This window comes from Piezobacter thermophilus (genome assembly GCF_055386745.1).
Map to the genome: position 1 here is coordinate 2,475,590 of NZ_AP042380.1, position 19,411 is coordinate 2,495,000.

Below are 19,411 nucleotides of genomic sequence, written 5' to 3' on the forward strand. Positions count from 1 at the left end.
GCGTGTGAAGGGCGTTGTCCTTTGCCTTGCGGCCGACAGGCATCCCCTTGCGGGGGCCACCAACACCAATGAAGCCGCGCTTATAGAGACGGCCGCGGCAGAGTCAACAGCCGATCCGGCACACCGCCCCGGCGGGCCCGCTCAGGCGGCTTCGTGCATCATGATCGCCACCTCGGACTGCGAGAGATTGCGCCGCGCATAGCCGCCATAGCTGTGCGGGTCGCGCGCGACATCGGGAAGCAGATCCAGAAGCCGCGCCCGGTCCTCGGCCCCAAGCGCCGACAGGGTGGCACTGGCCGGGTGGAAGCTTTCGGTGTCGATTCCGTTGGCACGGATGATCTGGTGCTGCGGCAGAAGAAGATGCACATAGGTCACTTCGCGCAGCACCCGATCCACCTGAACCGTGTCGCCATCCACCAGATCGCGCGCCGGAACCAGCACCTCGGACGTGTTGAACAGCGCCCGCGCCGCCGGGCCGCGCACGAGGATGCGGTGCTCGGGCGACACCAGCAATGCCCGTTCGGGGCGCGCAATCCCCAGCGCGCCGGCCCGGAACCGGACCGGGCGAAGCTGCGGCATGACGTAAAGCCGCGCCCCGGTCATCCGGCGGCTGCCGATCCAGAGGATTTCCTGCGGGCCGTTGTCGCGAGTCGAGACCCGGTCGCCTTCGCGCAGCTCCTCGACCGGGCGCGGCCCCTGCGGCGTGTCGATCAGCGTGCCGGGGGTAAAGCAGATCACCCCGCCGGGGCGGCTGTCGTCGCGCGGGCGCATCAGGGCGCCCAGCGAATGCTGCACGATCCACAACTCGGTATCCCGCGGCGGGATGTCGTCGTGGAACATCAGAAGCGGCCGGGCGCCGCCTCCCAGCTCGATCACCGTGACGATATAGCTTCGCGCCCCGTTGGTGACGACGAAATGACTGTCCAGCAGCGGCTCCTCGATCTCGGCCGCGGGGTGCACCGCCGCCTCGGGCACCGCCGCGCCCACCAGTTGCCGCACGGTCCGCGCCGCGCGCCTGCGAAGTTCTGCCCCTCCGACCGCCCCATCAAGACGAAGAATGTTTACCGGCCCGTCGATCCGTACGGCCTCGCCGCGCCACGACCATGCCGCGCCCACCTCGATTGCCTCGATCGGCGCCGCGTCCAGCCCATCCACATCCGTCTGCGACCAGGAGATGACAAACGTGCCACGAAAGCCCGTTTCCATTGCCTGTATGCCTGCCCAGCTTGTCTTTTGTTTTGTCGATCTACGGTAGCAGACGTGATTCGATTTCGGAAGCGGTTAATTTTCCGTGGCTTGGAGCGTGTTCTTAAAACCGCAGTTTGATCCGGGCCGAGCCGATGACCTGCCCTTCTGGCTGGCCTGCGAATTCGCGCCCCAACCATGTCAGCCCGTAGAAGGCGGATGCGTTCTCTCCCTGCCAGTGGACGCCGACGCGCAGCCTCTCGCGGCGCGAGACCAGCCCGTAGCCGCGCGAGGGCGGCAGATAGACGCTTTGCGTCACCCGCGCGATGTCACCCCCCAGGGTGAAGCTGACCCCCGGCCCCGACCTGTAGATCACCCGATAGCGCTGACCGGTGATCGATTCGCGCGACAGCAATTCGCCACGCGTGACCGACCCGAAGGTGAAATCGACGCCTGCGCGCAACAGTGTCTCGTCCCCGGCGCGGGCCTCGGCAAAGGGCCGGAACGTCACCGCATCGCCAAGTTCGTAACGCCGGCCCAGCTCGGCCACGGCAGTGGGGCGGATCCTGTCGCGGAGCTGCAGTGCAAGCACCGAGTCCGCCGGAACCGGCCGTTTGAAGAGGCGGTGCAGAGATTTCTGCAACTGGTCCAGGTTGGTCTGCGGGCCGATCACGACCAGATCGGCCCCGAGAGACATATCCAGCCCGCGCCAGCTGGACCGGCTGTGCAGTCCCAGCGACAGCACCCCGGCATAGGGGCGGTCCGACAGGTTCACCTTTTGCAGGTTGTCCGGGGCGATGATCTGGCCCTGAAGCCGGAGTTCGAGCATCTCGAACGGACGCGACGGCGCCACCCCGCTCCAGTCATATCCGAAGACCCGCGAAGAGGTAACCGACCCGGTGCGCCACCGGTCCTTGCCGTCGCCGATCAGGTCGTTGCTCGTCAGCCGGCCATAGCCCAGCATCCGCCGGCGCGGAGCGTTGTCGAACGGAGAGGGGATGTCCGAATACTCGGTATCCACCGCTTCGGTTCCGGCCGCCGGCTGCGCAGAGGCCATTGAAACATCGAAAGAAAATAGTGCGACAACAATTGTCGCGATGCTCCGCAGCATGTGTTTTCCCTGCTCTTGCCCTTGCCTCGGAGCATCAATCAATATCCAACGCGGCAGGGCAGTTCTAGTGCGCCGCCGCAACACCCGGGACCTTTCCCCGCCCCCCTGCCCCGGGACCGCCCGCCCGCGGCCACGGAACCGCCCAGGCACCGCCGCATTTACGGCCCGGCAGGGCACGCGGGCGGCGCCGGCGGGACGAGGGGGAAACCTGCCGAAGCGCGCGGCGCGCACTTTCCTTGACCGGGTGGTCGCGCTATGATGCCCGCGAAGGGCGGTGCAGCCCCTTCGACGAGGCAGGACCGGACAACCGGCACGGGGCTGCGGCGCAACGGCGAACCGGGCGGCGAACAGGCAAGAGACGGACGATGGGCTACGGGAAATCGAGACGCATCTGGCCGGCCAGAGCGGTTGTGTTGTCGCTTGGGCTGGGCCTTCTGACAGGCTGCGCAACCGGCGTGGACGTGCCCTTTCTGAAGGCCGGGGACAAGCCGGCCGAGGCCGCCTCCGTCGCCAGCACCAGCACCCGGCTGGTGGAACGCGATGTCGAGGCGCCCGAGGTCTTCCAGGTGACCGAGGCGGGTCTGTGGGACGGGCGCCCCTCGCTGGGCGGCGTCTGGGTGGCGCACCCGGACGTGAAGGAACCCGAACGGGTCATCATCCGCAACACCGCCAACGGGAAATTCGTCATCGGCGCCCTGTTCCGGCGTGAACGGGAAATTCCGGGGCCGCGCATCCAGGCCTCGTCCGATGCGGCGGCGGCGCTGGGCATGCTGGCCGGCGCGCCGGTCAAGCTGAACGTCACCGCCCTGCGCCGCGAAAAGGTCGAGGAAACGCCGCCCGCACCCGCCCCCGCGGCCACCATCGCCTCGGCCGAAAGGACGGACGCAGAGGCGGCAGGGAAAGACGCGAAAAAGCCCGATGCCGGCAAGACACAACCGGACGGCCGGAAGAAGCAGGACAAATCCGGCGACATCGCTGCCGCGCCCATCGACCCCATCGCCGGGGCTGCCGCAGCTGCCATCGCCGCCACCGCGCCGAAGAAGCGGCCGGAAGCGGGCGCCGCCAGCCCCTCTGCGGGGGCGAAACGGACCGGCCCCGCCCCGGCGAAAACCGCCGCCGAAACCGCCCCCCCGAAAAAGCCGGCGAAAAAACCGGCCGCGCCTGCGCGCAAGGCCTCGTCGCTGGAAAAACCCTTTATCCAGATCGGGATCTTCAACATCGAGGCAAATGCCATGCGCACCGCCGGGCTGATGCGCAGCGTCGGGATCATCCCCACGGTCTATGAACAGAACTCGAAGGGGAAACCGTTCTGGCGCGTCGTCGTCGGCCCCGCCCGGACCAGGTCGGAGCGTTCGGCCCTGATGAAACAGGTGCGCAAGGCCGGTTTCTCTGACGCATACTACGTGACCAACTGACAGGAGCCTGCCGCCCGTGCGCCTTCTTGCCCGCCTCACTGCAGTCATCTCCGCCCTGGTCCTGTCCGCCTCTCTGGCGGCGGCCTTCGAAACCCGGGCCCGGGCGGCCTTCGTCCTCGACGTGGGCACCGATACGGTGCTCATGGCCAAGAACGCAGATGAACCGCTGCCGCCGGCCTCGATGTCCAAGCTGATGACGCTGTACATGCTGTTCGACGCGCTGCGCTCGGGGCGGGTCCAGATGGACACGCGATTCTCGGTCTCGACCAAGGCGAAGAACATGGGCGGGTCGAAGATGTTCCTCAACGAACAGGACCGCCCCACGGTGGAAGAGCTGATCCAGGGCATCATCGTGTCGTCGGGCAATGACGCGGCGGTGGTGATCGCCGAAGGGCTTGCCGGGTCGGAAGCGGCTTTCGCCCGGCAGATGACCGAGATGGCGAAGAAGCTGGGCATGACCAATTCCACCTTCAGCAATGCCTCGGGCTGGCCCGACCCCTACCAGCGCATGAGCCTGCGCGACCTGGCCGTTCTTGCCCGCCACCTGATCGAGGAATTCCCCCAGTACTACCCGTTTTTCTCGCAGCGCGAATTCAACTACAAGGGCCGCGTGCCCGCCAACCGGTTCAACCGTAACCCGCTGCTCAGCCGCATGACCGGCGAAGGCGGGCCGAAGGCGGACGGACTCAAGACCGGCCACACCCAGGAGGCCGGCTATGGCATGGTCGCCTCGGCGGTCGAGGGCGAGCGGCGGGTGATCGTGGTCATCTCGGGCCTGCCCGGCCCGATCGAGCGCGCGGAAGAGGCGGAGGCCCTAGTCAACTGGGCCTTTCGCCAGTTCGACAGCAAGACCGTCGTCAGGGCCGGCGAGGCGGTGGCCCGGGCCAGGGTCTGGAACGGCGGACAGCCCGAGGTAGGGCTTGCGCTCGAGGAGGATCTGACCGTCCTTCTTCCGGCCGTGCGCAAGGGCGACAGCATCGAGGCCGAGGTGATCTATGCCGGCCCGGTCCGGGCGCCGGTGCGCAAGGGGCAGAAACTGGGCGAGCTGGTCCTCAAGCCCGAAGGCCTGCCCGAGATCCGCCGCCCCCTGGTGGCCGAACGCGACGTTCCGGTGGGCGGCTTCGTGGTGCGGGTGACATCGGCGGCGCAGGCGCTTCTCACCCGCTTCCTCAACGGCCCGGCGGAGGCGATGTGACCGCGCCCGGCCGTTTCGTGACCTTCGAGGGCATCGACGGCTCGGGCAAATCCACCCAGGCCCGCCTTCTGGCCGATGCGCTGCGCCGCCGCGGGCAGGAGGTGGTGGAAACCCGCGAACCGGGCGGCTCTCCGGGCGCCGAAGAGATTCGCCGGCTGCTTCTGGAAGGCGATCCCGGCCGCTGGTCGGCGGAAACCGAGATCCTGCTGTTCACCGCCGCCCGGCGCGACCATCTGGAACGGACCATCCTGCCGGCCCTCGAGGCCGGGAAGGCGGTGATCTGCGACCGCTTCGCGGACAGCACCCGGGTCTACCAGGGCATCACCCGCGGCGCGCTGCGCGAGGTCGTGGACCGGCTGCACGAGATGATGATCGGCCGCGAGCCCGATCTCACGCTGCTGATCGACATGGACCCGCAGCTGGGGCTGCGCCGGGCGCTGGCGCGAAGGGCGGGCGAAGACCGGTTCGAGGCCTTCGGGCTGGATATGCAGCGCAGGATGCGCGCGGGCTTCCTGGCGCTGGCCCGCGAATTCCCCGACCGCATCCGCGTGATCGACGGCAACCGGGCGGTCGAAGCCATTGCCGCAGAGGTTTTCGAGATCGTGACGGGCACATTGGCATGAGCACCGGCATGAACACCGACATCCCCGCCCCCGACCGGACCCCGGGCGCCCCGCACCCGCGCGAAACCGAACGCCTGTTCGGTCAGGAGGCGGCCGAGGCAGCCTTTCTTGCCGCCTTCAATGCCGGGCGGCTGCATCACGGCTGGCTTTTGTGCGGGCCGCGCGGGGTGGGCAAGGCGACGCTGGCCTGGCGCATCGCGCGCTTTCTCCTGGCTGCGCCCCGGACCGGGGCGGACGGCCTGTTCGGCGCCCCGCCCCCTCCGCAGACCCTGGATATCGACCCCGATCACCCGGTGGCGCGGCGACTGCGCGCGGGCACTGCCCCAGGCCTTGCCGTCATCACCCGCAGCCTCGACGATCAGGGCAAACGCCTGCGCAATGAAATCGTGGTTGACGACATTCGCCGTCTGACCCGGTTCTTCGGCCTCTCCGCCGCCGATGGCGGGCGGCGGGTGGTGATCGTGGATTGCGCGGATGAAATGAACGCCAACGCCGCCAATGCACTGCTCAAGATGCTGGAGGAGCCACCCGCCAACGCCACGCTGCTGCTGGTGTCGCACCGCCCCTCGGGGCTGCTGCCGACGATCCGCTCGCGTTGCCGGGCGCTGACGCTCAGGCCGCTCTCGCCCGATCACATGCGCGCGGCCCTCGAACAGGCCGGGGCGCCCCCCTCCGAGGACCCGGCGGCGCTGGCGGCGCTGGCGGCGGGCTCGGTGGGGGATGCGCTGCGGCTGCTCGACCAGGGCGGGCTGCGCCTCTATGCCGAGCTGGTGGAGATCCTCGCTTCGCTGCCGCGGCTCGACCGGGCGCGGGCGCGGGCGCTGGCGGAAAGCGCGGCCCAGAGGGGGGCTGCGGAGCGCTTCGGGCTGATCCTGGACCTGATCGACATCGCGCTGGCCCGGCTGGCCCGCACCGGCGCCACCGGCACCCCCCCCACCCCCGAGGCGGCCCCCGGCGAGGGGGTAACCCTTGCCCGCCTCTCTCCCGACCCCGCCCGGGGCCGGGCCTGGGCCGAACTGGCCGCCACCGTCTCGGCCCGCACCCGCCACGGGCGGGCAGTCAATCTTGACCCGGCCGCGCTGGTGCTGGATACGATCTTCAGATTCCAGCAAACCGCGCCCGCCCCGAGCGGCGCCCAGGCCCGAACATGAGCACCGACCAGACCCCGCCCGCCATCACCGACAGCCACTGCCACCTGGACTTCCCCGATTTCGAAGGCGAACTGGACGCGGTCATCACCCGCGCCCGCGCCGCCGGGGTCACCCGCATGGTGACGATCTGCACCCGCCTGCGCCACGAGCCCCGCGTGCGCGCCATCGCCGAGGCCCACGCCCCCGTGTTCTACGCCGCCGGCACCCACCCGATGAGTGCCGCCGAAGAGCCCATGGCCACGGTGGATCAGCTGGCAAAGCTGGCCGCCCACCCGAAATTCGTCGGCATCGGCGAAACCGGGCTGGACTACCACTACACCGCCGACAGCGCCGAGGCGCAGAAACGCTCGCTGCGCATCCATATCGCGGCGGCGCGCGAAACCGGGCTGCCGCTGATCATCCACGCCCGCGCCGCGGACGAAGACATGGCCCGCATCCTGGCCGAAGAATACCGCAACGGCGCCTACAGCTGCGTCATGCACTGCTTCTCCTCGGGTGCGGAGCTGGCGCGGGCGGCGCTGGATCTGGGCTTCTACCTGTCCATGTCCGGCATTGCCACCTTCCCGCGCAGCCAGGAGCTGCGCGACATCTTCGCCGCCGCCCCCGTCGAGAGGATCCTGGTCGAAACCGACGCCCCCTATCTGGCGCCGCCCCCGCACCGGGGAAAGCGCAACGAACCGGCCTTCAGCACCCTGACCGCACGGGTGGGGGCGGAAATCTTCGGCATGGACTACGCAGCTTTCGCCGCTCAAACCCAAGCCAATTTCGACCGCCTCTTCGCCAAGGCCGCCAACTGGAAGGCCGACCGCTGATGGCCGAAATCCGCTACACGATCCTCGGCTGCGGATCGTCGGGGGGGGTGCCGCGGCTGGGTGGCCACTGGGGCGCCTGCGACCCGGACAATCCCAGGAACCGCCGCCGGCGCTGTTCGCTTCTGGTCGAACGCGACGGGGCGGAAGGCACCACCTCGGTGCTGATCGACACCACCCCGGACATGCGCTGCCAGCTGCTGGATACCGGCACGGGCAGGCTCGACGCGGTGGTCTATACCCATTCCCACGCCGATCACGTCCACGGCATCGACGATCTGCGCCAGATCGTCTTCAACATGCGCGCCCGCCTGCCGGTCTGGGCCGACGGTGACACCCAGAACGCGCTGCTGTCACGCTTCGGCTACGCCTTCGTCCAGCCGGAAGGCTCGCCCTACCCGCCGATCCTCGACATGAAGACGATCGACGGCCCGTTCGAAATCGACGGCCCCGGCGGCCCCATCCCCTTCCGCCCGTTCCAGGTCGATCACGGGTCGATGCATGCGCTGGGCTTCCGCATCGGACGGCTGGCCTACCTGCCGGACGCAGCCGAAATCCCGCCCCCCGCCTGGGCCGAGCTGGAAAACCTCGACTGCTTCATCGTCGATGCCCTGCGCCGCACCCCGCACCCGACCCACGCCCATCTGGACAAGGCGCTGGAGTGGATCAAACGGGCCGCCCCCAACCGCGCCATCCTCACCAACATGCATATCGACATGGACCACGCCCAGGTCGATGCCGATACCCCCGATCACGTTACCCCCGCCCATGACGGGCTGACCCTGACCCTGCCCCTCTGAGCCGGAGAACCCCGATCTTCCTCTTGCCCCAAATACTCCCGCCGGAGGGCCCCCGCCGCCGCCACAGGCAGGACGTCTCATGCTCCAGACCCTGATCGACGTCATCCTGCCGGTCTTTCTGGTGATCGGCGCCGGCTACGGCACCACCCGCGCCGGCTGGTTCACCCCCGGCCAGATCGACGGGGTAATGAAATTTACCCAAGGCTTCGCCATCCCGCTGCTGCTGTTTCGCGCCATCGCCCACCTGGACCTGAGCGCGGGCTTCGACCCCCGCCTCCTGGCCAGCTTCTACGCCGGCGCCCTGGTCAGCTTCACCGCCGGCCTGCTCGGCGCCCGGCTGCTGTTCGGCCGCGAATGGGAGGACAGCGTCGCCATCGGCTTCATCGCGCTGTTCTCGAACTCGGTGCTGCTGGGCCTGCCGATCTCCGAACGCGCCTACGGCGCCGCCAACCTTGCCGGAAACTACGCCATCATCGCCTTTCACGCCCCGTTCTGCTACGGCGTCGGCATCACCGTGATGGAGATGGTCCGCAATCGGGGCCGGGGCGGCTGGAACACGGTGCGGGCGGCCCTGCGCGCAATGTTCCGCAACACGCTGCTGCTGGGTATCGCGCTGGGATTCGTGGTCAACCTGTCCGGTTTCCCGCTGCCACAGGTGGTCGATGACGCGCTGTCGCTGATCACCCGCGCGGCCCTGCCCGGCGCGCTTTTCGCGCTTGGCGGCATACTGGTCCAGTACCGACCCGAGGGTGACCTGCGCGTCATCGCCTATGTCTCCGCGCTGTCTCTCCTGCTCCACCCGGCACTGGTCTGGCTGGCGGGCAAGAGCCTCTCGGTACCGCAGGACCTGTTCCGCTCGGGCGTCCTGACCGCAGCAATGGCACCGGGCTTCAACGCCTACATCTTCGCCAGCATCTACGGACGCGCCACACGAGTCGCCGCCTCGTCGGTGCTGATGGCAACGGGGCTTTCGATTCTCACCGTGTGGTTCTGGCTGCTCGTGCTGGACTGATTTGCAGCGCCCAGCACGATCGTGGCACGATTCCGCGCATCCCCCCTAAACAATTGCGCCATTTCAGGCCGAAAATCCGGCGTCCAACTTTTGATTATTGCCTTGCGCCGCCCGAACCCGTTCATATGAGGAACCCGCAAGCCACTCCCGCCACGGGTTCCGATCACGAGGATGCGCCCATGTAACGACATCAGCAGGGATCACGCCGCGGCCGGTTTTGCAGAAATCGCCCCGATGCGCCCACGCAGACCGCGTTCGCCCCCTGATCTTCCATGTTTCCGAGGTCCGAGCGACAACCACCCACTCACGAACCCACTCGACCTCGCGCCTCGCGCCGCCTCTTCCCCCGGGGCGGCGCGAGGTCATTCTTGCCAATCCCTTCCGGAACTGATTTGACCACTTGGAAAAAGCCGGGATCGGCGTCACAATGCCGTCACTGAATTCGAGATAACAAACACTTGCAACATAGGGAGTGATCCGAAAATGAAATGGAAGAACCTGACCGCCGTCGCGGCACTGGGTGTGGCCCTGAGCGGCCTTGCACAGACCGTGGGCGCCGAAACGCTGCGCCTGCTGACCTGGGGCGGCTATGCGCCTGAAAACGTCGTCGAGCTGTTCGAGAAGGAAACCGGCATCACCGTCGAGGTCACCAAGTCGAACAACGAGGAAATGATCGCCAAGCTGCGCGCCACCGGCGGCGGCGGCTTCGATCTGGCCCAGCCCAGCCAGGACCGCATCGCCGGCCCGCAGGCCGAATTCGGCATCTACAAGCCGATCGACCTGTCGAAGATCGACAAGTCGCTGTTCATCCCCTCGATGCTTGAAGCGACGATGAAGAACACCACCGTGGACGGAAAGGTCTATGGCGTGCCGCATGTCTGGGGCACCTCGGGGCTGGTGCTCGACACCACCAAGGCCGCCTCGGTCAAGGACTACGTCGATCTTTGCAACCCGGAAGTGGCGGGCAAGGTTTCCTACCGGCTCAAGCGCCCGACGCTGATCGGCTTTGCCTTCTCCATGGGCATGGATCCCTTCGCCGCCTACGCAGACGTGGACGCCTACAAGGAGATCCTCGCCAAGGTCGAGGCCAAGCTGATCGAGTGCAAGCCCAACGTGAAGACCTACTGGGGCGGCGGCGACGAGCTGATGAACCTGCTGCGCTCGGGCGAAGTTGTAGCAGCGATGGCCTGGGACACCGGCGGCTGGAAACTGAACGCCGATAACCCCAACATCACCTTCGTGGCGCCGAAATCGGGCGCGCTGGGCTGGATCGACACCTTCGTGCTGCCGGCCAAGGGCAAGGCCGACGATGCCGCCTACAAGTGGATCAACTTCGTGATGCGCCCGGAAATCGCCGCCATGATCACCGAAGCAGCGGGTAACTTCACCGCCTCCAAGGGCGCCGACCAGTACGTGTCGGAAGATCTCAAGAAGCGGTTCCAGGCCAGCTTCCCGCCCGAGGCGATCGACAACATCAAGTGGTATCCGCCGGTTCCGGCGGGGCTCGAGGCGCTGGAGGGCGGCGTGCTTGACCGCGTGAAGGCAGCCAACTGATCCGACCATATCCCGAACCGGTGGTGCCCGGCCCGCCCGGGCACCGCCTTTTTTCCGCGTTTGCACACAGGGTAAGGCATGACCCCCGATCTTGAATGCATCGACCTGACCCGGCACTTTGGCGACATGACCGCCGTCGATCGCGTCTCCTTCTCGGTTCCGGCGGGATCGTTCTTTTCCATTCTCGGCCCTTCGGGTTGCGGCAAGACCACAATCATGCGGATGATCGCGGGCTTTCTCGAACCCTCGGGGGGGGACATCCGCATCAAGGGCCGCTCGGTGCTTGGCGTGCCGCCGAACAAGCGCCCGGTGAACATGGTGTTCCAGCACCTGGCGCTGTTCCCGATGATGACCATCGCCGAGAACATCGGCTACGGGCTGCGCCGGGCCGGACTGGGGCGGGCCGAGATCGCGCGCAAGGTGGACGAGGCGCTGGAGCGGATCGGCCTGCCGGGGATCGGAAACCGCAAGGTGGACGAGCTGTCGGGCGGGCAGAAGCAGCGCGTGGCGATCGCCCGCTGCATGGTGCTGGAACCCGACGTGCTGCTGTTGGACGAGCCGCTCGGCGCGCTCGACCTGAAGCTGCGCGAGCACATGAAGATCGAACTCAAGGCCCTGCAGGCGGCCTTCGACACCACCTTCGTCTACATCACCCATGACCAGTCCGAGGCGCTGGTCATGTCCGACCAGATCGCGGTGATGAACGAGGGCCGCTTCGAGCAGGTGGGCACCGGGCAGGATCTCTACTACCGCCCGCAGACCGCCTTCGTCGCCGGCTTCGTGGGCGAATCGAACCGCTGGCGCGGCCTGGTCGAAAGGGTCGAGGGCGAGGCGCTGGAAATCCGCACCGAAAACGGCATGACCATGCGCGGCGCCACCCATGGCCGCCCCCTGCGCCCTGGCGACACGGCCGACATCTTCGTCCGCCCCGAGGCCATCCGCCTGGGCCGCAGCGCCGAAGAGCTGGCGCGCTTCGACAACCGCATCAAGGGCCAGGTGAGCAGCATCCTGTTCAACGGCGCGGCCAGCCGGGTGCTGGTGCGCGACGAGCGCGGCGGCGAGGAAATCGAGGTCACCCTGCCGCAATCGGGGGAATTCGCCGATCTGACCGAGGGCACACCCATCCATATCGGCTGGAGCGGCGAACAGGGCAACTGCTTCCCGGCGGGGGGCTGAGCCATGCGCGCAGGCACCAAACTGGGCTTCATCCTGCTGCTGACGCCGCTGCTGCTGTGGCTGACGCTCCTGATCGTGATTCCGCATATCGACATGTTCCTGGTGTCGATCCGCGAACGCGTCGGCGTGGGCAAATACGCCACCAGCCTGGCCAATTACCGCACCTTCTTTACCGAAACCCTGTATCTGTGGACCTTCCTGCGCACGGCGGTGATGTCGATTCTGGCCACCGTCATCACCTTCCTGATCGCCTTTCCGGTCAGCTACTACATCGCCAAGATCGCCAAGGGCCGGCTGCAATCGACGCTGTTCCTGGCCTGCCTGATCCCGTTCTGGGTGTCCGAGCTGGTGCGCACCTTCGGCTGGATGATCCTGCTGCGCGAGACGGGGGTGTTTTCCAACCTTTTGCAATGGGCGGGGCTGGCCGACGGGCCGGTGGAGATGCTGTACAACGACGCCGCGATCATGGTCGGGCTGGTCTATACCTCGATGCTGTTCATGGTGGTGCCGCTGGTGACCACGCTGGAAAGCCTCGACGACGCGGTGATCGAGGCCGGCTACGACCTGGGCGGCAACGGGCTGAGCGTGCTGCGCGAAATCATCATCCCCCATGCCATGCCGGGGATCGTATCGGGTTCGATCGTGGTGTTCATGCTGAGTCTGGGCAACTACCTCACCCCGATCATGCTGGGCGGCAAGGACAGCCTGTGGTTCACCGAGCTGATCTATGCCCAGTTCATCGTCCGCTTCAACTGGGAGCTGGGCGCCGCCTTCGGCTTCATGCTGCTGGTGCTGTCCTCGGCCATCGTCTGGGGCACGCTCAAGCTGACCGGACAGACGCTTCGGGATACCCTGGGATGATGAGGAGGAAACAAGGATGATCCCCACCATTCCCCAACCGCGCGCCCTGCGCATGGCCTGGTCGGCCTATGTGGCGCTGTTCTTCATCTATCTCGCACTGCCGCTGACCGTGGTGGCGGTGTTCGCCTTCAACGACAGCCTGTTTCCCTCTCTGCCCTGGGAGGGCTTCACCTGGGACTGGTTCTTCGGCACCGAGCGCCCCCGCATCGGCGTCTTCAACGAGCGCCCCATCCTGCGCGCCATCGGCACCTCGGCCTTCGTCGCGGTTTCGGTGTCGGTTCTCTCGGTCGGGGTGGGGCTGTCCAACGCCTTCCTGTTCAACCGCTACCAGTTCCGCGGCAAGGGGGTGCTCTATGTGCTGATGCTGCTGCCGCTGGTGATTCCGGGGATCGTTCTGGGCATCTCGATCCTGGTGTTTTCCTCGACCGTGGCCAACGGGTTGTGGGATCTGGCCCAATGGGATGTCGAGGCCCTGCGCCCGGGCCTTCTTCTGGTCATCCTCGGGCAGTTCTCGTTCATCGCCACCATTACCACGCTGGTGATTTCGGCGCGGTTGCAGAAATTCGACCGCACGCTCGAGGAAGCGGCGATGAATCTCGGCGCCGGGCGGCTGACGGCAATCCGCACCGTCACCCTGCCCTTCCTGGGCCCGGCGATGATCGGGGCGCTTGTGGTCGCCTTCCTGATGAGCTTCGAGAACTTCAACACCACGCTGATGCTGGTGGGCTCGGACGCGCCGCTGACCATCGCCATGTTCGACCGGCTCAAGGAAGGATCGACGCCGCTTCTGAATGCGGTCTCGCTGCTGCTGATGCTTGGGTCGTCCCTGCTGGCGCTGGTGATGATCCTGTTCCAGCGCCGGAAGTGACGCGCCCGCGCCCCGCGCGCGGGCCGGCTAGAGCAGCGAAAGCACGGCAATCGCGGTGGACATGACCACGAGAAAGATCGCAAGTGCCGTCACCGCCAGTGCCTGCCCCATCTGCCGGTTCGGGGTCGCAACCTTGAGTCGCAACTCCCGCGCCGTTTCCGGGAACTCCAGCGCCGCCGAATTCGACCCGCTCCAGCGGTGGCGATTTTCCCACCTACGGACCTCGGCCGCGTTCCAGCCGCTGATGACCAGCAGGATGACCACGATCATGATCATCGAGGACGGCACCCAGATCGTGTAGCCGCCGATCGTTTCGTCCACCAGCGGCGCCATGTCCCAAAGCCGCCCCCGCAGGTCATATGCGGTATAGTTCACCACCTCCTTCAGCGTGGTCAGCGACCCCAGCAGGATGTTGGACAGGATCACACCGATGGCTGCCAGCACCCGGGGCGCCTGCAGATGCGCATCCGGCGCATCACGCCGGTCCAGCAGGCGGGCCAGGAAATTGATGCCGAAAACGGCCATGCCCAGATGCGCAAGCAGCATCAGGCCCGGGCTGGCCAGTGCCGCGTTGTGCACCGCCGGCAGCTGCCAGACGTAGAACCAGCCGACCATCAGCGCGAAGGCCAGCGGCAATCGCGCGCCCAGCCGCAGCACGCTCCTCAGTGCCGGCCAGTCCAGCGCGCGGCGGGCCGGGCGCGACAGGCCCGCGATCAGAACCGGCCAGGGCCGGGCCAGAACGAACAGCAACGGCCCCAACAGGCGCAGCAGCAGATGCCCGACCTGATGCAGCGCAAACAGCCTTTGCCCCGCCGGGGCAAGCGGCCAGTTCATGGCCACGACCCACAGGACCAGCCCCGCGCCAAAGGCCAGGTGCCTCAGCCCGTCCACATTTTCTCGAATCAGCCGCGGCCGCCCAAGTCCGCGCAGATACAGCCCGATTAGCCCCGCGGCGATCAGCAACGCCACGGGCGACAGGTACGGGCCGAGCGGGTCGGAAAACTCAGGCAAATCCTGCGGGCTCAGTTGCCCGGGTAGCTGGCGTAAACGCGGGTCGAGCCATCGCGCTGGATGAGGACGACGTCATAGGCCTCGCGCATGTTGCCGAAATCCATCCCCGGCGCCCCCATCGGCATCCCCGGCGTGGCGATACCGATCGCATCGGGGCGTTCCCGCAGCAGCCTTTCGACCTCGCGCACCGGCACATGCCCTTCCACGACGTAACCGTCCACCCGCGCCGTGTGGCAGGCCCAGGTTTCCTCGCCCAGGCCGGCGGCCTGCTTGGTGGCCAACAGCGTATCATAGTCCACATCGCGGACCTTGACGGAAAATCCCGCCTCTTCCATCCGCGTCACCCAGCCCCCGCAGCAGCCGCAGCTGGACTGCTTGACCACCTCGATGGTCGGCCTGGTTTCCTGCGCGCTGACCACCGTCGCAGCGCCGGCGAGAAAGATGGCGGAAACGATCGATCTGAACATTCTCTGGTCCTTGTCCTGCCGGGGAATCCCCCTGTTGTCCTCGGCCGCGAACTTACGACCTCAAGTCGCTGTAGGTTCAAGATCGGAAAGGGGGGGGTGTGCCCGCATGTCGCGGCCTGCGCGTAACGCGCAGGCCGTTGCGATCATTGCGATATTCGATTATGTGTATTCTTAACCTTCTTGCCGAGCAAAAGACATGACGGTTTCGATGGGTCTGCGGCCCATGTTTCTGTAACCCAGATGTGGGCGTTCAATATTGTAGTGCACCAGCCATGCGTCCAGATCGGCCTGCAGCGCCTCGACGGTTTCGTAGAAGGTCTCGCGCATCTTGATGCGGAAGAACTCGTCCAGCACCGTTCTGTTGAAGCGCTCGACGAAACCGTTGGTCTTTGGTGAGCGGACCTTGGTGCGCCTGTGTTCGATATCGTTGAGCTCGAGGTAGAGTTCGTAAGGGCTGACCTGCCCCCCAATGGTCCCTCATTCATAACGAGAGTCTGCGGGTTTGGTTTTCATAATCTGCGGTTTCGGTTTGGGCAAGCGCGCCGGGCGCGGAGCCTTTGGGTCGCTCAAGCGTCCGGCGCGCTTGGGCCGGCGTCTGGTTCCCCAGCGATGAGTGGGGCCTGACGTTGTTATAATCATAGCGCCACAGGGCCAGTTTTCGGCGGGCGTCATCGAGAGTATCGAACAGCTCCTCGTTCAGAAGCTCGTCACGCAGGCTGCCATTGAACGACTCGATGAAGGCATTTTGCTGAGGCTTGCCAGGATCGATGTAATGCCAGTCGACGTCATTGTCGTCCGCCCATTTGAGGATCGCCCGACTGGTGAACTCGGTCCCATTGTCAGAAACAATGCTTTCAGGCTTGCCATGGAGGCGGACAAGAGCATCAAGCTCGCGCGCCACACGCGCGCCCGAGATGCTGGTGTCGGCAACCAGGCAGAGGTTCTCGCGACAGCAATCGTCGATCACCGCCAGGATGCGGAACCGACGCGAAGCACCAAACGTGTCGGAGACAAAGTCCAGGCTCCATCGCTGGTTTGGCCTGATCGCCTCGGGCATTGGCGTCCTCGAGCCTCTGGCGCGCTTGCGCCCGCGCCGCCGTTTCACCGACAACCCTTCTTCGCGATACAGGCGATAGAGTTTCTTGTGGTTCATGATCATTCCCTTGCGTTCGAGCAACACGCCGATCCGTCGGTAACCGAAACGGCGGCGCTTGCCCGCAATCTGCTTCATCGCTTCGCGGATCTCCGGATGGTCCGGCGGGCGTTCGCGCCGGACCGTCTTGGGATCGACACCGACCAGCCTGCAGGCCCGGCGCTGCGAGATGCCATGATCCCGCATCGCCCGCAGCGCTGCATCACGCCGCGCGCTCGGCGTCGTCAGTTCTTTCCCAGGAGATCCTTCAGGACCGCGTTGTCCAGCATCGCATCGGCCAACAGGCGCTTGAGCTTGGCATTCTCGTCCTCAAGCATCTTCAGGCGCTTCACGTCCGAAAGCCCCATGCCGCCGTATTTCGACTTGTACTTGTAGAACGTCGCCGGGCTCAGCCCATGCCGGCGACAAACCTCCACCGTCGGCATTCCGGCCTCCTGTTCCTTGATCATCGCAATGATTTGCGCCTCCGTAAAACGGCTCTTTCGCATTCGTCTGCTCCTTTCTGATCGGGCAGACTCTACTTCAAAATGCGGGCGTTGGCGGGGGGCAGGTCATCCACCGTCGGCATTCCGGCCTCCTGTTCCTTGATCATCGCAATGATTTGCGCCTCCGTAAAACGGCTCTTTCGAATTCGTCTGCTCCTTTCTGATCGGGCAGACTCTACTTCAAAATGCGGGCGTTGGCGGGGGGCAGGTCAGCCTCCACCCCGTCACTGATCAGGATGCGACGGTGCATCGGCAGGCGACTGAAGGCAAGGCCGTTTCCGTCGCGACCTGCGCATCATCTTGATTGTTCTGATATTTGATTTTTCGTTTAGAGAGAGATGTATATTGTATTGGTGTGGTTATCAGGTTTGGCGGCGACCTACTCTCCCACGTCTTGAGACGCAGTACCATTGGCGCGGCAGTGCTTAACTTCCGGGTTCGGGATGGGACCGGGTGTTTCACTTGCGCTATGACCACCAAACCGGGTAACCACACCGTTTTTCCAAGTCAGGTATATTTGCGTATGCTTTTGATCCGAGTTCTGCTTTTACCGGCTCAGATCAAGCCAATCGGGCGATTAGTACCGGTCAACTGAACGCATTGCTGCGCTTACATCTCCGGCCTATCGACGAGGTGGTCTACCTCGGCCCTCAAGGGATACCTTGTTTTGAGGGGGGCTTCCCGCTTAGATGCCTTCAGCGGTTATCCTTTCCGAACATAGCTACCCTGCACTGCGGCTGGCGCCACAACAGGTCCACCAGTGGTTCGTTCACCCCGGTCCTCTCGTACTAGGGGCAACTCCTCTCAAGTATCCTACACCCACGGCAGATAGGGACCGAACTGTCTCACGACGTTCTAAACCCAGCTCACGTACCTCTTTAAATGGCGAACAGCCATACCCTTGGGACCTGCTCCAGCCCCAGGATGAGATGAGCCGACATCGAGGTGCCAAACACTGCCGTCGATATGGACTCTTGGGCAGTATCAGCCTGTTATCCCCGGCGTACCTTTTATCCGTTGAGCGATGGCCCTTCCACGCGGGACCACCGGATCACTATGGCCGACTTTCGTCTCTGCTCGACTTGTCAGTCTCGCAGTCAGGCTGGCTTCTGCCATTGCACTCAACGAGCGATTTCCGACCGCTCTGAGCCAACCTTCGCGCGCCTCCGTTACTCTTTGGGAGGCGACCGCCCCAGTCAAACTACCCGCCACGCAGGGTCCCGGGCCCGGGTTCACGGGCCGCGGTTAGACATCAAGCAATGCAAGGGTGGTATCTCAAGGGCGGCTCCACAGGAACTGGCGTCCCTGCTTCGAAGCCTGCCACCTATCCTGCACATGCATGGCCTGATGCCAGTGCGAAGCTGTAGTAAAGGTGCACGGGGTCTTTCCGTCTAACCGCGGGAAGCCTGCATCTTGACAGGCAATTCAATTTCGCTGAGTCGATGTTGGAGACAGCGGGGAAGTCGTTACGCCATTCGTGCAGGTCGGAACTTACCCGACAAGGAATTTCGCTACCTTAGGACCGTTATAGTTACGGCCGCCGTTTACCTGGGCTTCAATTCGAGGCTCTCACCTCTCCTTTTAACCTTCAGGCACCGGGCAGGCGTCAGTCCCTATACGTCGTCTTGCGACTTCGCAGAGACCTGTGTTTTTAGTAAACAGTCGCCACCCCCTGGTCTGTGCCCCCGGCCCGTGGTTGCCCACGAACCGGGCCTCCTTCTCGCGAACTTACGGAGGCATTTTGCCGAGTTCCTTCAACATCGTTCTCTCAAGCGCCTTGGTATGCTCTACCAGTCCACCTGTGTTGGTTTAGGGTACGATCTGATGGAGGGCTATTTCCGGGAACCCCATGGCTGCCAGACCAATCCGATAAGGCCTGACAACTTCCGGGATCCGTCACATCCTCCTGGCCCAGGAATATTAACCTGGTTCCCATCGACTACGCCTTTCGGCCTCGCCTTAGGGGTCGGCTTACCCTGCTCAGATTAGCTTTAAGCAGGAACCCTTGGACTTTCGGCGAGGGGGTCTCTCACCCCCTTTGTCGCTACTCATGTCATCATTCTCGCTCGTGATCTCTCCACCGGATGGCTCACGCCCCGGCTTCACAGAAAGCCTCTCTCCTCCGGCACGCCCGAAGACGCGAAGGAGGAATGAGACTGTATCACACGACGCTCCGCTACCATGCCTTGCGGCATCCTCAGCTTCGGCTCGTGGCTTGAGCCCCGTTACATCTTCGCCGCAGGACAACTTGTCTAGACCAGTGAGCTGTTACGCTATCTTTAAAGGATGGCTGCTTCTAAGCCAACCTCCTGGTTGTTTTGGTCGTCCCACCTGCTTTCCCACTTAGCCACGAATTGGGGGCCTTAGCTGGAGGTCAGGGTTGTTTCCCTCTCCACCACGGACGTTAGCATCCGTAGTGTGTCTGCCATCCAGTACTCCCGGGTATTCGGAGTTTGGTTAGGATCAGTAAGCCTGTGGGGCCCCATTACCCATCCAGTGCTCTACCCCCCGGGGTATTCGGATGACGCTCTACCT

16 protein-coding genes, 2 rRNA genes and 1 pseudogene (1 of these 19 only partly in view) are annotated in these 19,411 nt (G+C 65.2%); 11 read left to right on the plus strand and 8 right to left on the minus strand.

All coding sequences use genetic code 11. The annotated features are described in order from the left end of the window. Positions 1 to 141: 141 nt before the first annotated feature. Positions 142 to 1,206, minus strand: coding sequence for a Hint domain-containing protein (locus ACZ5CM_RS11945; protein WP_464639003.1), 1,065 nt, complete (start codon positions 1,204 to 1,206; stop codon positions 142 to 144). Positions 1,207 to 1,309: 103 nt separating this feature from the next. Further along, positions 1,310 to 2,242: a lipid A-modifier LpxR family protein gene (locus ACZ5CM_RS11950; RefSeq protein WP_464639004.1), complete on the minus strand. Its 933-nt coding sequence runs from the start codon at positions 2,240 to 2,242 to the stop codon at positions 1,310 to 1,312. A gap of 419 nt (positions 2,243 to 2,661) precedes the next feature. On the opposite strand from ACZ5CM_RS11950, the gene ACZ5CM_RS11955 reads away from it, so the two are divergent. From ACZ5CM_RS11955 to ACZ5CM_RS12005, 11 genes are all read left to right on the plus strand, one after another. Beyond that, complete coding sequence (locus tag ACZ5CM_RS11955; RefSeq protein ID WP_464639005.1) at positions 2,662 to 3,711, plus strand: SPOR domain-containing protein; 1,050 nt, start codon at positions 2,662 to 2,664, stop codon at positions 3,709 to 3,711. A gap of 7 nt (positions 3,712 to 3,718) precedes the next feature. After that, positions 3,719 to 4,906, plus strand: coding sequence for a D-alanyl-D-alanine carboxypeptidase family protein (locus tag ACZ5CM_RS11960; RefSeq protein WP_464642592.1), 1,188 nt, complete (start codon positions 3,719 to 3,721; stop codon positions 4,904 to 4,906). Continuing rightward, positions 4,903 to 5,529 (plus strand): dTMP kinase, encoded by a 627-nt coding sequence (gene tmk, locus ACZ5CM_RS11965; protein ID WP_464639006.1) that lies wholly within the window; start codon positions 4,903 to 4,905, stop codon positions 5,527 to 5,529. Before ACZ5CM_RS11960 ends, tmk begins: the two co-directional genes overlap by 4 nt. Positions 5,530 to 5,537: 8 nt before the next feature. Then, complete coding sequence (locus ACZ5CM_RS11970) at positions 5,538 to 6,680, plus strand: DNA polymerase III subunit delta' (RefSeq protein WP_464639007.1); 1,143 nt, start codon at positions 5,538 to 5,540, stop codon at positions 6,678 to 6,680. Continuing rightward, positions 6,677 to 7,492, plus strand: a complete 816-nt coding sequence (locus ACZ5CM_RS11975) for a TatD family hydrolase (RefSeq protein ID WP_464639008.1) — start codon at positions 6,677 to 6,679, stop codon at positions 7,490 to 7,492. The genes ACZ5CM_RS11970 and ACZ5CM_RS11975 overlap by 4 nt, the downstream gene beginning before the upstream one ends. After that, positions 7,492 to 8,289 (plus strand): MBL fold metallo-hydrolase, encoded by a 798-nt coding sequence (locus ACZ5CM_RS11980; RefSeq protein WP_464639009.1) that lies wholly within the window; start codon positions 7,492 to 7,494, stop codon positions 8,287 to 8,289. The genes ACZ5CM_RS11975 and ACZ5CM_RS11980 overlap by 1 nt, the downstream gene beginning before the upstream one ends. Before the next feature lie 79 nt (positions 8,290 to 8,368). Continuing rightward, positions 8,369 to 9,301 (plus strand): AEC family transporter, encoded by a 933-nt coding sequence (locus ACZ5CM_RS11985; RefSeq protein WP_464639010.1) that lies wholly within the window; start codon positions 8,369 to 8,371, stop codon positions 9,299 to 9,301. Positions 9,302 to 9,784: 483 nt separating this feature from the next. After that, complete coding sequence (locus ACZ5CM_RS11990; protein WP_464639011.1) at positions 9,785 to 10,855, plus strand: extracellular solute-binding protein; 1,071 nt, start codon at positions 9,785 to 9,787, stop codon at positions 10,853 to 10,855. Positions 10,856 to 10,933: 78 nt separating this feature from the next. Beyond that, the gene (locus tag ACZ5CM_RS11995; RefSeq protein ID WP_464639012.1) at positions 10,934 to 12,031 is read left to right on the plus strand and encodes an ABC transporter ATP-binding protein; all 1,098 of its coding nucleotides are present in this window, start codon (positions 10,934 to 10,936) and stop codon (positions 12,029 to 12,031) included. Between the two features lie 3 nt (positions 12,032 to 12,034). Then, a complete protein-coding gene (locus ACZ5CM_RS12000) occupies positions 12,035 to 12,892 on the plus strand; it encodes an ABC transporter permease (protein ID WP_464639013.1) in 858 nt (285 codons plus the stop codon). A gap of 16 nt (positions 12,893 to 12,908) precedes the next feature. Further along, positions 12,909 to 13,760: an ABC transporter permease gene (locus tag ACZ5CM_RS12005; RefSeq protein ID WP_464639014.1), complete on the plus strand. Its 852-nt coding sequence runs from the start codon at positions 12,909 to 12,911 to the stop codon at positions 13,758 to 13,760. A gap of 27 nt (positions 13,761 to 13,787) precedes the next feature. On the opposite strand, the gene ACZ5CM_RS12010 is transcribed toward ACZ5CM_RS12005, so the two are convergent. The 6 genes and pseudogenes from ACZ5CM_RS12010 to ACZ5CM_RS12035 all read right to left on the minus strand — a co-directional run. After that, complete coding sequence (locus tag ACZ5CM_RS12010) at positions 13,788 to 14,729, minus strand: cytochrome c oxidase assembly protein (RefSeq protein ID WP_464639015.1); 942 nt, start codon at positions 14,727 to 14,729, stop codon at positions 13,788 to 13,790. Positions 14,730 to 14,782: 53 nt separating this feature from the next. Then, positions 14,783 to 15,238, minus strand: a complete 456-nt coding sequence (locus ACZ5CM_RS12015; RefSeq protein ID WP_464639016.1) for a DUF411 domain-containing protein — start codon at positions 15,236 to 15,238, stop codon at positions 14,783 to 14,785. A gap of 171 nt (positions 15,239 to 15,409) precedes the next feature. Next, positions 15,410 to 15,706, minus strand: a pseudogene (locus ACZ5CM_RS12020) (integrase core domain-containing protein); the annotation flags it as partial. Between the two features lie 13 nt (positions 15,707 to 15,719). Then, positions 15,720 to 16,879 (minus strand): IS3 family transposase gene (locus ACZ5CM_RS12025; RefSeq protein WP_464637742.1). Its coding sequence is split into 2 segments (ribosomal slippage): positions 15,720 to 16,630 and positions 16,630 to 16,879, totalling 1,161 coding nucleotides; the frame shifts between segments, so codons are not numbered across the junction. 363 nt (positions 16,880 to 17,242) lie between these two features. Then, a 5S ribosomal RNA gene (gene rrf, locus ACZ5CM_RS12030) occupies positions 17,243 to 17,357 on the minus strand. 75 nt (positions 17,358 to 17,432) lie between these two features. After that, positions 17,433 to 19,411, minus strand: a 23S ribosomal RNA gene (locus ACZ5CM_RS12035); it runs 851 nt beyond the window's last position.

Excerpts from the sequence above, each read along its gene's own strand:
- ACZ5CM_RS11945 (WP_464639003.1), bottom strand. The coding sequence starts at position 1,206 with ATGGAAACGGGCTTTCGTGGCACGTTTGTCATCTCCTGGTCGCAGACG.
- ACZ5CM_RS11950 (WP_464639004.1), bottom strand. The coding sequence starts at position 2,242 with ATGGCCTCTGCGCAGCCGGCGGCCGGAACCGAAGCGGTGGATACCGAG.
- ACZ5CM_RS11955 (WP_464639005.1), top strand. The coding sequence starts at position 2,662 with ATGGGCTACGGGAAATCGAGACGCATCTGGCCGGCCAGAGCGGTTGTG.
- ACZ5CM_RS11970 (WP_464639007.1), top strand. The coding sequence starts at position 5,538 with ATGAACACCGACATCCCCGCCCCCGACCGGACCCCGGGCGCCCCGCAC.
- ACZ5CM_RS11975 (WP_464639008.1), top strand. The coding sequence starts at position 6,677 with ATGAGCACCGACCAGACCCCGCCCGCCATCACCGACAGCCACTGCCAC.
- ACZ5CM_RS11980 (WP_464639009.1), top strand. The coding sequence starts at position 7,492 with ATGGCCGAAATCCGCTACACGATCCTCGGCTGCGGATCGTCGGGGGGG.
- ACZ5CM_RS11985 (WP_464639010.1), top strand. The coding sequence starts at position 8,369 with ATGCTCCAGACCCTGATCGACGTCATCCTGCCGGTCTTTCTGGTGATC.
- ACZ5CM_RS11990 (WP_464639011.1), top strand. The coding sequence starts at position 9,785 with ATGAAATGGAAGAACCTGACCGCCGTCGCGGCACTGGGTGTGGCCCTG.
- ACZ5CM_RS11995 (WP_464639012.1), top strand. The coding sequence starts at position 10,934 with ATGACCCCCGATCTTGAATGCATCGACCTGACCCGGCACTTTGGCGAC.
- ACZ5CM_RS12000 (WP_464639013.1), top strand. The coding sequence starts at position 12,035 with ATGCGCGCAGGCACCAAACTGGGCTTCATCCTGCTGCTGACGCCGCTG.
- ACZ5CM_RS12005 (WP_464639014.1), top strand. The coding sequence starts at position 12,909 with ATGATCCCCACCATTCCCCAACCGCGCGCCCTGCGCATGGCCTGGTCG.
- ACZ5CM_RS12015 (WP_464639016.1), bottom strand. The coding sequence starts at position 15,238 with ATGTTCAGATCGATCGTTTCCGCCATCTTTCTCGCCGGCGCTGCGACG.